Genomic DNA, 14,393 nt, shown 5'->3' on the forward strand with positions numbered 1-14,393 from the left:
CTTCGTGAGGACACATGTACAAGATCTTCTTCAGTCTCGTCTTCCGGCGCATGGACCCGGAGCGGGCGCACCACCTCGCCTTCCGCTGGATCCGCCTCGCCGTCCGCATCCCCGTCCTGCGCACCTTCGTCGCGGCCGTGCTGGCGCCCCGCTACAAGGAGCTGCGCACGGAGGCCCTCGGACTGCGCATGCACGGCCCCTTCGGGCTCGCTGCCGGCTTCGACAAGAACGCCGTCGCGATCGACGGCATGTCGATGCTCGGCTTCGACCACGTCGAGATCGGCACGGTGACGGGGGAGCCGCAGCCCGGCAACCCCAGGAAGCGGCTGTTCCGGCTGGTCCCGGACCGGGCGGTGATCAACCGCATGGGCTTCAACAACGACGGCTCGCTGGCCGTCGCCGCCCGCCTGGCGTCGCGCGAGCCGGTCTTCAAGACCGTCGTGGGCGTCAACATCGGGAAGACGAAGGTGGTTCCCGAGGCCGAGGCGGTCGCGGACTACGTGAAGTCGGCCGAGCGGCTGGCGCCGTACGCGGACTACCTGGTCGTGAACGTCTCCTCGCCCAACACGCCCGGACTGCGCAACCTCCAGGCGGTCGAGCATCTGCGGCCCCTGCTGACCGCCGTCCGTGAGGCCGCCGACCGGACCGCCACCTCCCGGCGCGTTCCGCTCCTGGTGAAGATCGCGCCCGACCTGGCCGACGAGGACATCGACGCGGTCGCCGATCTCGCCGTCGAGCTGGGCCTGGACGGGATCATCGCCACGAACACCACCATCGCGCGCGCGGGACTCGGTCTGAAATCCCAACCCGCCCTGGTCAAGGAGGTCGGCGGCCTCTCCGGCGCCCCGCTGAAGGCCCGCTCCCTGGAGGTGCTGCGCCGCCTCTACGCGCGCGTGGGCGACCGCATCACCCTGGTGGGCGTCGGCGGCATCGAGAACGCCGAGGACGCCTGGCAGCGCATCCTGGCCGGCGCCACGCTGGTGCAGGGCTACAGCGCCTTCATCTACGAGGGCCCCTTCTGGGCCCGCGCGATTCACAAGGGCCTCGCCGCACGCCTGCGCACGAGCCCGTACGCCACGCTCGCCGACGCCGTCGGCGCCGATGTGAGGAAGGTCGCATGAGCCAGGAACCCTTTGGCGCACGCCTGCGCCGTGCCATGGACGAGCGCGGCCCGCTGTGCGTCGGCATCGACCCGCACGCCGCCCTGCTCGCCGACTGGGGGCTGAACGACGACGTGGCAGGGCTGGTGCGGTTCAGCCGCACGGTCGTCGAGGCGATGGCGGACCGGGTCGCCGTCCTGAAGCCGCAGAGCGCGTTCTTCGAGCGCTTCGGCTCGCGCGGCGTGGCCGTCCTGGAGCAGGCGGTCGCCGAGGCCCGGGCGGCGGGCGCGCTGGTCGTCATGGACGCCAAGCGAGGCGACATCGGCTCCACCATGGCCGCGTACGCCGAGTCCTTCCTGCACAAGGACGCCCCGCTGTTCTCCGACGCGCTGACCGTCTCGCCGTACCTCGGCTACGGGTCGCTCCGGCCCGCCGTGGAGCTGGCGCGGGAGAACGGCGCGGGCCTGTTCGTGCTCGCGCTGACCTCCAACCCCGAGGGCGCGGAGGTCCAGCACGCCGTCCGCGCCGACGGCCGCACCGTCGGCGCGACCATGCTGGCCCACCTCGCCGCCGAGAACGCGGGGGAGGAGCCGATGGGCTCCTTCGGCGCGGTCGTCGGCGCCACGCTCGGTGACCTCTCGTCGTACGACCTCGACATCAACGGTCCCCTCCTCGCCCCCGGAATCGGCGCCCAGGGAGCCACTGCGGCCGATCTGGCCGGGGTTTTCGGGGCCGCCGTGCGCAACGTCGTGCCGAACGTCAGCCGGGGTGTGCTGCGTCACGGTCCCGACGTGGTCGCTCTGCGTACCGCCGCGGACCGCTTCGCGGAGGAGATCCGGGCCGCGGTGGCGGGGGCCTGAGGGTCCCGACCAGGGGTTCGGAGGCGCCTTGAGGCTGGATACATCCTCAAATCCAGGGCAGTATGTCTGAAATATCCGGTCCTGACAGAGGCTGACCAGGACTTTTCCGCTGTTCTCGCTGACTCTGGCGGACTTGACCGCTAGTCTCCGACGAGAGAACGGGCAAGCGTGTTGCTCGTGGCTCCCCAGGTGTGGGGCGACTAGGTTCCTCACCGGTCCGTATCCGACAGTTCGACATCCGAGGTGACGTAGGCGTGGCTCTTCCGCCCCTTACCCCCGAACAGCGCGCAGCCGCGCTCGAAAAGGCCGCCGCGGCTCGCCGGGAGCGGGCCGAGGTCAAGAATCGACTCAAGCACTCCGGCGCCTCCCTGCACGAGGTCATCAAGCAGGGCCAGGAGAACGACGTCATCGGCAAGATGAAGGTCTCCGCCCTCCTTGAGTCCCTGCCGGGCGTGGGCAAGGTCCGCGCCAAGCAGATCATGGAGCGACTCGGTATCTCCGAGAGCCGCCGCGTGCGTGGTCTCGGTTCCAACCAGATCGCCTCGCTCGAGCGTGAGTTCGGCAGCACCGGTTCCTGACCTTCGGAGGACTCCGGGACTGGTCCCGGGCACTCCGGTACAGCTGGAATAATCGCTGCATGAGTGAACGTCCGCGGCTGACCGTGCTCTCCGGACCCTCCGGGGTCGGCAAGAGCACGGTCGTCGCCCATATGCGCAAGGAACACCCCGAGGTCTGGCTCTCGGTGTCGGCGACGACCCGCAAGCCGCGCCCCGGCGAGCGGCACGGAGTCCACTACTTCTTCGTCACCGACGAGGAGATGGACAAGCTGATCGCCAACGGCGAGCTGCTGGAGTGGGCCGAGTTCGCCGGCAATCGCTACGGCACGCCGCGGACGGCCGTGCTGGAGCGGCTGGAGAAGGGTGAGCCCGTCCTGCTGGAGATCGATCTCCAGGGTGCCCGGCAGGTGCGGGAGTCCATGCCCGAGGCCCAGCTGGTGTTCCTGGCTCCGCCCTCCTGGGAGGAGCTGGTGCGCAGACTCACCGGCCGGGGCACCGAGCCGCCCGAGGTGATCGAGCGCCGGCTTGCCGCGGCGAAGGTCGAACTGGCGGCGGAGCCGGAGTTCGACGAGACCCTGGTCAACACCTCCGTCGAGGACGTGGCGCGTGAGCTGCTAGCCTTGATGGACGTTGTGTGATCGTCACCGATCATTCACACTGAATCTTTCCCATCCATCGGAAGGTAGAGCGTGTCCTCTTCCATCTCCGCGCCCGAGGGCATCATCAACCCGCCGATCGACGAGCTTCTCGAGGCCACCGACTCGAAGTACAGCCTCGTGATCTACGCGGCCAAGCGGGCCCGCCAGATCAACGCGTACTACTCGCAGCTCGGCGAGGGTCTGCTCGAGTACGTCGGTCCGCTCGTGGACACCCACGTCCACGAGAAGCCGCTCTCGATCGCCCTTCGTGAGATCAATGCGGGGCTGCTGACGTCCGAGGCCGTCGAGGGCCCGGCGCAGTAATATTTCCTGCTCGCAGCAGACTTATCCACAGGCCCGGCAGCACGACTGTCGGGCCTGTGGTGTGTCATAGACGCGTACGCCGTACGTGTCGAGTCCGGGGAGAGACGGTGGACAAGCCCAAGGTCGTTCTGGGGGTGAGCGGTGGCATCGCCGCGTACAAGGCCTGTGAGCTGCTGCGGCGGCTGACCGAGTCGGGCCACGACGTGCGCGTCGTCCCCACCGCCTCCGCGCTGCACTTCGTCGGCGCCGCGACCTGGTCCGCGCTGTCCGGCCACCCCGTCTCCACGGAGGTCTGGGACGACGTCCACGAGGTCCCGCACGTCCGCATCGGCCAGCAGGCCGACCTGGTGGTGGTCGCCCCGGCCACCGCCGACATGCTCGCCAAGGCCGCCCACGGCCTCGCCGACGACCTGCTGACCAACACCCTGCTGACCGCCCGCTGCCCGGTCGTCTTCGCCCCCGCCATGCACACCGAGATGTGGGAGCACCCGGCGACCCAGGAGAACGTGGCGACGCTGCGCCGCCGGGGCGCGGTCGTCATCGAGCCCGCCGTCGGCCGCCTCACCGGCGTCGACACCGGCAAGGGCCGGCTGCCCGAGCCCGCCGAGATCTTCGAGGTCTGCCGCAGCGTGCTGGCCCGCGGTGTCACCGAGCCGGACCTCAAGGGCCGCCACGTCGTCGTCAGCGCCGGCGGCACCCGTGAGCCGCTCGACCCCGTCCGCTTCCTCGGCAACCGCTCCTCGGGCAAACAGGGCTACGCCCTCGCGCGTACGGCCGCCGCGCGGGGCGCCCGCGTCACGCTGGTCGCCGCGAACACCACCGGGCTGCCCGAACCGGCGGGCGTGGACCTCGTCCAGATCGGCACGGCCGTGCAGCTGCGCGAGGCGGTGCTGAAGGCGGCCGCGGAGGCCGACGCGGTCGTGATGGCGGCGGCGGTCGCCGACTTCCGCCCGGCGACGTACGCGGCCGGGAAGATCAAGAAGCAGGACGGCCAGGAACCGGAACCGGTCGTGCTCGTTCGGAATCCGGACATCCTTGCGGAGATCTCGGCCGACCGCGCCCGCCCGGGACAGGTGATCGTCGGCTTCGCCGCCGAGACCGACGACGTCCTCGCCAACGGCCGCAGGAAGCTTCAGCGCAAGGGCTGCGACCTGCTCGTGGTGAACGAGGTCGGCGAGCGCAAGACGTTCGGCTCAGAGCAGAACGAAGCGGTGGTGCTGGGCGCCGACGGCACCGAGACCCCCGTGCCGTACGGCCCCAAGGAGGCGCTGGCCGACACGGTCTGGGATCTCGTCGCGGAACGTCTGGGGTGACGGCCACACGTTCTGTACGCCGCACCCGGACCCGCCCATTCGCGGTGTGGCCCCCTGGCCAACGTCACCGCGCATTGGGCAGAATGCCCGTGCCGCAGGTCACAGGGCTCCCGAGAGGCGAGACGGGTGACCTCGTGGCGGAGAGCGACCGATAAACTGTTGTCGGACGTCGTCGGGCGCAGCCCCCGTCCCGTCCACCAATGATCAGCCAGCAGCCGCTGCAACCCCAGGGAGCGTTGTGTCCCGTCGCCTGTTCACCTCGGAGTCCGTGACCGAGGGTCACCCCGACAAGATCGCTGACCAGATCAGCGACACCATTCTCGACGCGCTGCTGCGCGAAGACCCGACGTCCCGGGTCGCTGTCGAGACCCTGATCACGACCGGTCTGGTGCACGTGGCCGGCGAAGTCACGACCAAGGCCTACGCGCCGATCCCGCAGCTGGTCCGGGACAAGATCCTGGACATCGGCTACGACTCCTCGAAGAAGGGCTTCGACGGCGCCTCATGCGGCGTCTCGGTGTCGATCGGCGCGCAGTCCCCGGACATCGCGCAGGGTGTGGACACGGCGTACGAGACCCGGGTCGAGGGCGACGACGACGAGCTGGACCGGCAGGGCGCCGGTGACCAGGGCCTGATGTTCGGCTACGCCTCGGACGAGACGCCGACGCTGATGCCGCTGCCGATCTTCCTGGCGCACCGCCTGTCGAAGCGCCTGTCCGACGTGCGCAAGAACGGCACGATCCCCTACCTGCGCCCGGACGGCAAGACGCAGGTCACCATCGAGTACGACGGCGACAAGGCCGTCCGCCTCGACACGGTCGTCGTCTCCTCGCAGCACGCCAGCGACATCGACCTGGACTCGCTGCTCGCTCCCGACATCCGCGAGTTCGTCGTGGAGCCGGAGCTGAAGGCGCTCCTGGACGACGGCATCAAGCTCGACACCGAGGGCTACCGCCTGCTGGTCAACCCCACCGGCCGTTTCGAGATCGGTGGCCCGATGGGTGACGCCGGCCTCACCGGCCGCAAGATCATCATCGACACGTACGGCGGCATGGCCCGCCACGGCGGCGGCGCCTTCTCCGGCAAGGACCCGTCCAAGGTCGACCGCTCGGCGGCGTACGCGATGCGCTGGGTCGCCAAGAACGTCGTCGCCGCGGGCCTGGCGTCCCGCTGCGAGGTCCAGGTGGCCTACGCCATCGGCAAGGCCGAGCCGGTCGGTCTGTTCGTCGAGACCTTCGGCACCCACAAGATCGAGACCGAGAAGATCGAGAAGGCGATCGAGGAGGTCTTCGACCTCCGCCCGGCCGCCATCATCCGCGACCTCGACCTGCTCCGCCCGATCTACGCCCAGACCGCGGCGTACGGCCACTTCGGCCGTGAGCTTCCCGACTTCACCTGGGAGCGCACGGACCGCGTGGACGCGCTGCGCGCGGCCGCGGGGCTGTAAGCCTTCTTCGCCCTGCGCGAGGCCCGGTTCCCTTCGGGGGCCGGGCCTCGGTGCGTTCCCGGGCCGGCGTCGGTTGTCAGTGGCGTTTGGTAAGAATGCAAGCGTGAGCAGCGACAACAGCCGGGGGGACGGCGGCGCCGAGGGTGCGCCGCCGGAGCAGCTCGCGTTCATCCGGGAGAGCGTCCGCAAGGCCAAGGAGCCCCGGGCCAAGCCCCGTACGTGGCGCGGGGCCGCGCTGGCCAAGGAGCTGCCCGTCGCACGGGTGCTCGTGGACAAGGGCGTGCTCCATCTCGACCGGTACTTCGACTACGCCGTGCCCGAGGAGCTCGACGCCGACGCGCAGCCCGGGGTGCGGGTGCGGGTGCGGTTCGGGGCCGGACGGCATCGAGTGCGCGAAGGGCGCCGTGAGGGCGGGGGACTGATCGACGGGTTCCTCGTGGAGCGGCGGGCCGAGTCGGACTACTCGGGGCCGCTGGCGGCGCTGGCTCAGGTGGTGTCGCCGGAGCCGGTGCTGAGTGAGGAACTGCTGGGACTGGCCCGCGCCGTGGCCGACCGGTACGCCGGGAGCCTCGCCGATGTGCTGCAGCTCGCCGTGCCGCCGCGCAGCGCCCGGGCCGAGCAGCGACCGTCACCCGCATCGCTGCCTCCGCCCCCGGCGCCCGAGGCGGGGTCCTGGGCGCGCTACGAGCGGGGGGCCGCATTCCTGGAGGCGCTGGCCTCCGGTGGCGCTCCACGGGCCGTGTGGAACGCCCTGCCCGGGCCCGAGTGGAGTACGGAGCTGGCCCGCGCCGTCGCCGCGACCCTGGCCTCGGGACGCGGTGCGCTGGTTGTCGTACCGGATGGCCGGACCGCCTCCCGGGTCGACGCCGAGTTGACGGCTCTCCTGGGTGAGGGGCGGCATGCGGTGTTGACGGCCGAGGCGGGGCCCGAGAAGCGGTACGGGGAGTGGCTCGCCGTGCGGCGCGGGTCGGTACGGGCCGTGGTGGGGACGCGGGCCGCGATGTTCGCGCCCGTTCAGGACCTCGGGCTGGTCGCCATCTGGGACGACGGGGACGACAGCCACAGCGAGCAGCACGCGCCGCAGCCGCATGCCAGGGACGTGCTGTTGCTGCGCGCCGCCCAGGACAAGTGCGCCTTCCTGCTGGGCAGCTGGAGCTGCACCGTGGAGGCGGCACAGCTGGTGGAGAGCGGGTGGGCGCGCCCGTTGGTCGCCGTGCGGGACCAGGTGCGGGCCGCGGCGCCGCTGATACGGACCGTGGGCGATCAGGATCTGGCGCGGGACGAGGCCGCGCGCGCCGCCCGGCTGCCGAGCCTCGCCTGGCAGGTGGTCCGGGACGGGCTGCGGCACGGGCCGGTGCTGGTGCAGGTGCCGAGGCGGGGTTACGTGCCGCGGATGGCCTGTGCGCAGTGCCGGGCGCCCGCACGGTGCCGGCAGTGCGCGGGGCCGCTTCAGGCGCGGGACGCCGGGGCGCTGCGCTGCGGGTGGTGCGGGCGCGAGGAGGGCTCGTGGCACTGCCCGGAGTGCGGGGCGTTCCGGCTGCGGGCGCAGGTCGTGGGGGCGCGGCGGACCGCCGAGGAACTGGGGCGGGCGTTTCCGGCCGTGCCGGTGCGGACGTCCGGGCGGGAGCATGTGCTGGACACGGTGCCGGGGGCGCCCGCGCTGGTGGTGAGCACGCCGGGGGCCGAGCCCGTCGCCGAGGGCGGGTACGCTGCGGCGCTGCTGCTCGACGGGTGGGCCATGCTCGGGCGGCCCGATCTGCGCGCCGGTGAGGACGCGTTGCGGCGCTGGATCGCGGCCTCGGCGCTCGTACGGCCGCAGGGTGCCGGGGGCACCGTGGTCGTGGTCGCCGAGGCGACGTTGCGGCCCGTGCAGGCGCTGGTGCGGTGGGACCCCGTGGGGCATGCGGTACGGGAGCTGGCCGAGCGGGCGGAGCTGGGGTTTCCGCCGGTATCGCGGATGGCGGCCGTGTCGGGGACGGCGGAGGCGGTCGCCGAGTTCCTGGCGATGGTCGAACTACCGACCCAGGCCGAGGTGTTGGGGCCCGTGCCGCTGCCGGTCACGCCGGTCGCGGCGGGGCGGTCGCGGCGGGCGGGGGCGCCGCCCGCCGGGGAACAGTGGGTGCGGGCGCTGGTCCGCGTGCCGCCGGGGCGGGGGGCCGCGCTGGCGGCGGCGCTGAAGGCCGCGCAGGCCGCGCGGATGGCTCGGGGGAGTGGGGCGGCGGTGTGGGTGCGGATCGATCCGCCCGACATCGGCTGAGTTGCCCCATTGGCCGGGGTGGATCCCGGCGGGGTATACGGCTGCCCTCCCGGGCGCGGCCGGGAGGGCGGGTCTGGCAGCCGGGGTGGGTCAGCCCTTGGGATCAGCCCCAGGGCCAGCCATCGGGGTCAGCCGTTGCGAGGGCCGGGGAAGGCGGTCGGCCTGGCCTCGTCGCGCAGTGCCGGGCTGCCCGCCGTCGGCTGGGTCGGCATGGAACGGGCCGCGGGGACCGTCGGCACCGTGGAGATGCCGGTGCCGACGTTCACCGTGCGGGTGCCCGACGGCTCCGTGGTGCGCTCGGCCTCGGCGGTCGCCTGGGCGGTGGCGCGGCGGGAGCCGTAGCGGCGGTGCACCGCCTGCTTGGTGACTCCGAGGGCGGAGCCCACCGCGTCCCACGAGAAGCCGAGCGAACGGTCGAAGTCCACCGCGGCCGTGACCAGGGTCTCGACGCTGTCCCGCAGTTCCTGTGCCAGACGGACCGTCGGGGCGGGGGCGCGTCCGTAGACGACGAAGCCCGTGGAGGGGCCGGAGCGGCGCGGGCGGTAGACGTTGCCCAACTGGGCCGTGAGCGTGCGGAGTGCGTCCACCTGCCGGCGGACCCGCTCGATGTCCCGCACCAGCAAGTGCAGGCTGGCCCGAGCCTGGGCGTCGTGGGTTGCGTGGTCGGCCATGAACAAGCCTCTCGAACCGGCGTTGAAGAGAAAGGATCGGGCCGCTGGGGCGGCCCGTTGGTCAACTCTTTCTTGACCAACGCAGATTCGCTCCGCGGGTCACGCTGTGGGGGCGTATGGGCATATGCGTGCGCCGTTGAAGCCGGTCTGCGCTGGACGGCTCGCCTTCGGCTTCGCCGCTGTCACCCACCCGCGCACCACCCGTTTCCAGTCGGGCAAGAGGCTGGCCTCTCCCGTGGGGGTTGATCGCCGTCGGCGGCTTGCCGGGCTTCTAGACTTGTGCGTTGCCCCTGACCATCCCAGCCGAGAGGCCCGTGTCCGCACATGAAGCTCGTCTTCGCCGGTACCCCCGAGGTCGCCGTTCCCGCTCTGGACGCCCTGCTCGACTCCGGGCGGCACGAAGTGGTCGCCGTCGTCACGCGGCCGGACGCCCCGGCCGGGCGTGGGCGCCGGATGGTCGCATCCCCCGTGGCGGAGCGGGCGGAGGAGGCCGGTATCGAGGTGCTGAAGCCGGTCAGGCCGCGGGAGCCGGAGTTCCTGGAGCGGCTGCGGGAGATCGGGCCCGACTGCTGCCCCGTCGTGGCGTACGGGGCGCTGCTGCCCCGGGTCGCCCTCGACATCCCCACCCACGGCTGGGTCAATCTGCACTTCTCGCTGCTGCCCGCCTGGCGCGGCGCCGCGCCCGTGCAGCACGCCATCATGGCGGGCGACGAGATCACGGGCGCGTCCACGTTCCTCATCGAGGAGGGGCTCGACTCGGGGCCCGTCTACGGCACCGTGACCGAGACGATCCGCCCCACCGACACCAGCGGCGACCTGCTGACCCGGCTCGCCTTCGCCGGCGCCGGGCTGCTCGCCGCGACCATGGACGGCATCGCGGACGGCACCCTGAAGGCCGTACCGCAGCCCGCCGACGGCGTGACCGTCGCACCGAAGATCACCGTCGAGGACGCCCAGGTCGACTGGTCGGCCCCCGCTCTGCGCGTGGACCGGGTGGTGCGCGGCTGCACGCCCGCGCCCGGTGCCTGGACCACCTTCCGGGGTGAGCGGCTCAAGCTCGTGCAGGTCGCGCTCGTACCCGACCGGACGGACCTCGCCCCGCGGCAGCTGTCCGTCGGCAAGAACAATGTGTACGTCGGCACCGGCTCGCACGCCGTCGAGCTGCTGTGGGTGCAGGCCCAGGGCAAGAAGCCGATGCGGGCCGCGGACTGGGCCCGTGGCGTGCGGATCGCGGACGGTGAGACGCTCGGGGGCTGAGCCCGAGCCGCAGGTCGTTCGACGTACGCTGGGGTGCACACCGTATACAGAAATCCGGAGCACCTTTACGTGAGCGACACCTCCCGTCGGCCCCGCAAACCGGGCAAGCCCTATCGTCGGCCCAAGAAGGACCCCGTCCGCATCCTTGCCTTCGAGGCGCTGCGGGCCGTCGACGAGAGGGACGCGTACGCCAATCTCGTACTGCCGCCGCTGCTGCGGAAGGCACGGGAGGGCGGGGAGTTCGACGGGCGGGACGCGGCGCTGGCGACTGAGCTGGTGTACGGGACGCTGCGGCGGCAGGGGACGTACGACGCCGTGCTCGCGGAGTGCGTCGACCGGCCGCTCAGGGAGGTCGATCCGCCGGTCCTGGATGTGCTGAGCCTCGGCGTGCACCAGTTGCTCGGGACGCGGATCCCCTCGCACGCCGCCGTGTCCGCCACGGTGGAGCTGGCCCGGGTCGTGCTCGGGGACGGACGCGCCAAGTTCGTGAACGCCGTGCTGCGCAAGGTCGCGCAGCACGACCTCGACGGATGGCTGGAGCGGGTCGCGCCGCCCTACGACCAGGACCCCGAGGACCACCTCGCCGTCGTCCACTCGCATCCGCGTTGGGTCGTCTCCGCGCTGTGGGACTCGCTCGGCGGTGGCCGGGCCGGTGTCGAGGCGCTGCTCGCCGCCGACAACGAGCGGCCCGAGGTGACGCTGGTCGCGCGGCCGGGCCGGGCCACGACCGACGAGCTGCTGCGCGAGGACGCCACCGTGCCGGGGCGCTGGTCACCGTACGCCGTACGGCTCACCGAGGGCGGGGAGCCCGGGGCCATCGAGGCCGTACGGGAAGGCCGGGCCGGTGTGCAGGACGAGGGCAGCCAGCTGGTCGCGCTGGCCCTGGCAAACGCGCCGCTCGACGGGCCCGACGAGAAGTGGCTGGACGGGTGTGCCGGGCCGGGCGGCAAGGCGGCGCTGCTCGGCGCGCTCGCCGCCGAGCGGGGCGCCTCGCTGCTCGCCGCGGAGAAGCAGCCGCACCGGGCGGGGCTGGTGGCGAAGGCACTGCACGGCAACCCCGGGCCGTACCAGGTCATCACCGCCGACGGGACCCGGCCGGCGTGGCGGCCCGGCTCGTTCGACCGGGTGCTGATGGATGTGCCCTGCACCGGGCTCGGCGCCCTGCGCCGTCGGCCCGAGGCCCGGTGGCGGCGCCGCCCGGAGGACCTGGACGGGTTCGCTCCGCTCCAGCGCGGGCTGCTGCGCACCGCCCTGGAGTCCGTGCGGGTCGGCGGGATCGTCGGGTACGCCACCTGCTCGCCGCATCTCGCGGAGACGCGGGCCGTGGTCGCCGACGTGCTCAAGCAGGTCCCGGAGGCCGAACTGGTCGACGCCCGCCCGCTGCTGCCGGGCGTACCGGACCTGGGGGACGGTCCCGACGTACAGCTGTGGCCGCATCTGCACGGGACGGACGCGATGTATCTGGCGATCATCCGCCGGACCGCCTGAGCTTCCGCTCCTGCGAGCCGTCACCGGCCGCGTGCTGCAGGGTGAGCGGTGCCCCGTCGGACGCGCCGGTCAGGTACAGGTCGGGGTTCCTCGGGTCCCGGCGGACGCGGTCACCGCCGTCTCAAGTCCCTTGCGGTGCCGCCCGGAACATCCGAAGAGCGTCCGATATGCCGAACGGCGCGAACATCCGTGCAGGGACATGGCACGCTTAGGGCATGGCCGTGCAGATCAACCCCAGCATCCTGTCCGCCGACTTCGCCCGTCTCGCCGACGAGGCGCGGGCGGTCGAAGGGGCCGACTGGCTCCACGTCGACGTCATGGACAACCATTTCGTCCCGAACCTCACGCTCGGCGTGCCGGTCGTGGAGTCCCTGGCCCGTGCGACGGACACCCCGCTGGACTGCCATCTGATGATCGAGGCCCCCGATCGGTGGGCCCCTCAGTACGTGGAGGCGGGCGCATCCTCGGTCACCTTCCACGTCGAAGCGGCCGCCGCGCCGGTACGGCTGGCCAGGGAGATCCGGGCCAAGGGCGCCCGGGCGTCCATGGCGCTGAAGCCGGCGACGCCCATCGAACCGTACGAGGATCTGCTGCCCGAACTCGACATGCTGCTGATCATGACGGTTGAACCGGGCTTCGGTGGGCAGGCGTTCCTGGACATCATGCTTCCCAAGATCCGCCGCACCCGGGAACTGATCAGCAAGCACGGCCTGGAGCTTTGGCTGCAGGTCGACGGTGGGGTCTCGGACGCGACGATCGAGCGCTGCGCGGAGGCGGGCGCCGATGTCTTCGTGGCCGGTTCCGCCGTGTACGGGGCCGCCGACCCGGCCGCCGCGGTGCGTGCCCTGCGCGCCAAGGCGGAGACCGCGACGAAGCATGCGGCATGGGCGTGCGACCACTGAGCCACGGTTACGTGAACGGCGCCCATCGGGCGCCCAGCAGGGCTGATCAAGCGCGCCGTATCTGCAAGGATGAACGGCGAATCCAGAGTGTGAACAGCAGTGAGGAGATCGCCGTGTCGGGTATGTCGGCGGGCCGGTCAGCCATGCGGATGGGACCCGCTGAGCTGGTGCAGGCGGCGGCCATGGCCCGCCGCTTCTACCTCGAGGGCAAATCCAAGATCCAGATCGCGGAGGAGTTCGGCGTCAGCCGCTTCAAGGTGGCCCGGGTCCTGGAGACCGCCCTCGAACGGGATCTCGTACGCATCGAGATCCGTGTGCCGGCCGAGCTGGACGCCGAGCGCTCGGACGCGCTGCGCGCCCGCTACGGCCTCAGGCACGCCGTCGTGGTCGAGTCCCCGGCCGAGGCCGAGGAGACCCCCGACCCCGAGAACCTGGGCGAGGTGGCCGCCGACCTGCTCGGCGAGCTGGTCAACGAGGGCGATGTGCTCGGGCTGGCCTGGGGCCGGTCCACCATCCACATGGCCGCCGCCCTCGACAAGCTGCCACCCTGCACGGTGGTGCAGCTGACGGGCGTGTACGACGCCGGGACCGCCGAGCGCGGCTCCGTCGAGGCCGTCCGCCGGGCCGCGCAGGTCTCCGGCGGCGACGCCCACCCCATCTACGCGCCGATGCTGCTGCCGGACGCCGCCACCGCGGCCGCGCTGCGCCACCAGACGGGGATCGCCCGGGCCTTCGAGTACTTCGACAAGGTCACGGTCGCCTGTGTCTCCATCGGCTCCTGGGAGCCGGGCATCTCCACGGTGCACGACATGCTCAGCGACGAGGAGCGCTCCCACTACGCGTCCCTCGGTGTCGCCGCCGAGATGTCCGCGCACCTCTTCGACGCCGACGGCCGCCGGGTCGGCCGGGACCTGGGGGAGCGGTGCATCACGGTCAAGGCCGACCAGCTGCGCCGTATCCCCGAGGTCGTCGCGATCGCGGGCGGGCAGCGCAAGGCGGCCGCGATCGACGCGGTGCTGCGGTCGGGGCTCGTCACCAGCCTGGTCACGGACACCTCCGCGGCCGACTACCTGATGACGGTCGGCCCGACACCGCGACCGGCGCTGAACCGGGCCGACCCGGACGGACCCTGACAGAACATCAGCAGGGGGGCGGCCACGGCCGCCCCCTCGTTCATCGACGATCACTACGACCTGGGCGGTACCGAGATGACAGAACTCGTGGTCACTCTGGACCTCGACGGGGTCATGGACAAGGCGGACCTGATGGACCGCTGCGCCGAGACCCTGGAGTTGCCCGACTGGTTCGGCCGTAACTGGGACGCACTCGCCGACAGCCTCTCCGACCCCTCCGTGTGGCCCGCGGAGGCCGCGGACGGGCTCCTGGTCGTCGTACGGAACTGGCAGCCGTACGCGAAGGCGCGGCCGGAGGATTGGGAGATCGCCCAGGAGGTGTTCTCCGCGGCTGTGAACCGGGCGCCGTCACTCACGGTGATGCTCGCTCTCGGAGGATCCTCCTAAGGCCCCTCTGACCTGCTCGTATGAAGCGACCGTGCAGGGCGTTCCGGTCGGCATGGGAC

14 protein-coding genes are annotated in these 14,393 nt (G+C 72.0%); 13 read left to right on the forward strand and 1 reads right to left on the reverse strand.

Annotation, left to right across the window (positions count from 1 at the left end):
* The first annotated feature begins 14 nt into the window (after positions 1–14).
* The 8 genes from HJD23_RS35415 to HJD23_RS35450 all read left to right on the forward strand — a co-directional run bounded on the left by HJD23_RS35415 (position 15) and on the right by HJD23_RS35450 (position 8,496).
* Positions 15–1,121 (forward strand): quinone-dependent dihydroorotate dehydrogenase, encoded by a 1,107-nt coding sequence (locus HJD23_RS35415; RefSeq protein ID WP_171108046.1) that lies wholly within the window; start codon positions 15–17, stop codon positions 1,119–1,121.
* Positions 1,118–1,960, forward strand: a complete 843-nt coding sequence (gene pyrF / locus HJD23_RS35420) for an orotidine-5'-phosphate decarboxylase (protein ID WP_171108043.1) — start codon at positions 1,118–1,120, stop codon at positions 1,958–1,960. Before HJD23_RS35415 ends, pyrF begins: the two co-directional genes overlap by 4 nt.
* Positions 1,961–2,214: 254 nt before the next feature.
* Entirely contained in the window at positions 2,215–2,538 is a 324-nt protein-coding gene (locus HJD23_RS35425) for an integration host factor (RefSeq protein ID WP_003977346.1), read from the forward strand.
* Positions 2,539–2,597: 59 nt separating this feature from the next.
* The gene (gene gmk / locus HJD23_RS35430) at positions 2,598–3,155 is read left to right on the forward strand and encodes a guanylate kinase (RefSeq protein ID WP_171108041.1); all 558 of its coding nucleotides are present in this window, start codon (positions 2,598–2,600) and stop codon (positions 3,153–3,155) included.
* 51 nt (positions 3,156–3,206) lie between these two features.
* Positions 3,207–3,479, forward strand: coding sequence for a DNA-directed RNA polymerase subunit omega (gene rpoZ / locus HJD23_RS35435; protein ID WP_003988945.1), 273 nt, complete (start codon positions 3,207–3,209; stop codon positions 3,477–3,479).
* A gap of 107 nt (positions 3,480–3,586) precedes the next feature.
* Positions 3,587–4,792 carry a bifunctional phosphopantothenoylcysteine decarboxylase/phosphopantothenate--cysteine ligase CoaBC gene (coaBC, locus tag HJD23_RS35440; RefSeq protein ID WP_171108038.1) on the forward strand — a complete coding sequence of 402 codons (1,206 nt, stop codon included), beginning with the start codon at positions 3,587–3,589 and terminating at the stop codon, positions 4,790–4,792.
* A 238-nt stretch (positions 4,793–5,030) separates the two neighbouring features.
* Complete coding sequence (metK, locus tag HJD23_RS35445) at positions 5,031–6,239, forward strand: methionine adenosyltransferase (protein ID WP_171108036.1); 1,209 nt, start codon at positions 5,031–5,033, stop codon at positions 6,237–6,239.
* Between the two features lie 103 nt (positions 6,240–6,342).
* On the forward strand, positions 6,343–8,496 hold the full coding sequence (locus HJD23_RS35450) for a primosomal protein N' (RefSeq protein WP_171108034.1): 2,154 nt from the start codon (positions 6,343–6,345) through the stop codon (positions 8,494–8,496).
* A 128-nt stretch (positions 8,497–8,624) separates the two neighbouring features.
* Here the strand turns inward: HJD23_RS35450 and HJD23_RS35455 are convergent, their stop codons facing one another.
* On the reverse strand, positions 8,625–9,167 hold the full coding sequence (locus HJD23_RS35455) for a hypothetical protein (RefSeq protein WP_171108033.1): 543 nt from the start codon (positions 9,165–9,167) through the stop codon (positions 8,625–8,627).
* Between the two features lie 324 nt (positions 9,168–9,491).
* On the opposite strand from HJD23_RS35455, the gene fmt reads away from it, so the two are divergent.
* The 5 genes from fmt (at position 9,492) to HJD23_RS35480 (ending at position 14,334) form a co-directional block, all read left to right on the forward strand.
* On the forward strand, positions 9,492–10,424 hold the full coding sequence (gene fmt / locus HJD23_RS35460) for a methionyl-tRNA formyltransferase (RefSeq protein ID WP_171108031.1): 933 nt from the start codon (positions 9,492–9,494) through the stop codon (positions 10,422–10,424).
* A gap of 69 nt (positions 10,425–10,493) precedes the next feature.
* On the forward strand, positions 10,494–11,912 hold the full coding sequence (locus tag HJD23_RS35465; protein ID WP_171108029.1) for a transcription antitermination factor NusB: 1,419 nt from the start codon (positions 10,494–10,496) through the stop codon (positions 11,910–11,912).
* 215 nt (positions 11,913–12,127) lie between these two features.
* Positions 12,128–12,814 carry a ribulose-phosphate 3-epimerase gene (gene rpe / locus HJD23_RS35470; RefSeq protein WP_141309409.1) on the forward strand — a complete coding sequence of 229 codons (687 nt, stop codon included), beginning with the start codon at positions 12,128–12,130 and terminating at the stop codon, positions 12,812–12,814.
* An 89-nt stretch (positions 12,815–12,903) separates the two neighbouring features.
* Positions 12,904–13,947 (forward strand): sugar-binding domain-containing protein, encoded by a 1,044-nt coding sequence (locus HJD23_RS35475; RefSeq protein ID WP_141309410.1) that lies wholly within the window; start codon positions 12,904–12,906, stop codon positions 13,945–13,947.
* Positions 13,948–14,022: 75 nt separating this feature from the next.
* The gene (locus tag HJD23_RS35480) at positions 14,023–14,334 is read left to right on the forward strand and encodes a barstar family protein (RefSeq protein ID WP_171108027.1); all 312 of its coding nucleotides are present in this window, start codon (positions 14,023–14,025) and stop codon (positions 14,332–14,334) included.
* The last annotated feature ends 59 nt before the right edge of the window (positions 14,335–14,393 follow it).

It is taken from the genome of Streptomyces sp. Z423-1 (genome assembly GCF_013009255.1).
In the GTDB taxonomy this organism is placed as follows: domain Bacteria; phylum Actinomycetota; class Actinomycetes; order Streptomycetales; family Streptomycetaceae; genus Streptomyces; species Streptomyces gossypiisoli.

What these genes read in the sequence shown, in the direction of transcription:
- gmk (WP_171108041.1), top strand. Translation starts at nt 2,598, where the DNA reads ATGAGTGAACGTCCGCGGCTGACCGTGCTCTCCGGACCCTCCGGGGTC.
- rpe (WP_141309409.1), top strand. Translation starts at nt 12,128, where the DNA reads ATGGCCGTGCAGATCAACCCCAGCATCCTGTCCGCCGACTTCGCCCGT.
- fmt (WP_171108031.1), top strand. Translation starts at nt 9,492, where the DNA reads ATGAAGCTCGTCTTCGCCGGTACCCCCGAGGTCGCCGTTCCCGCTCTG.
- pyrF (WP_171108043.1), top strand. Translation starts at nt 1,118, where the DNA reads ATGAGCCAGGAACCCTTTGGCGCACGCCTGCGCCGTGCCATGGACGAG.
- HJD23_RS35455 (WP_171108033.1), bottom strand. Translation starts at nt 9,167, where the DNA reads ATGGCCGACCACGCAACCCACGACGCCCAGGCTCGGGCCAGCCTGCAC.
- HJD23_RS35480 (WP_171108027.1), top strand. Translation starts at nt 14,023, where the DNA reads ATGACAGAACTCGTGGTCACTCTGGACCTCGACGGGGTCATGGACAAG.
- HJD23_RS35415 (WP_171108046.1), top strand. Translation starts at nt 15, where the DNA reads ATGTACAAGATCTTCTTCAGTCTCGTCTTCCGGCGCATGGACCCGGAG.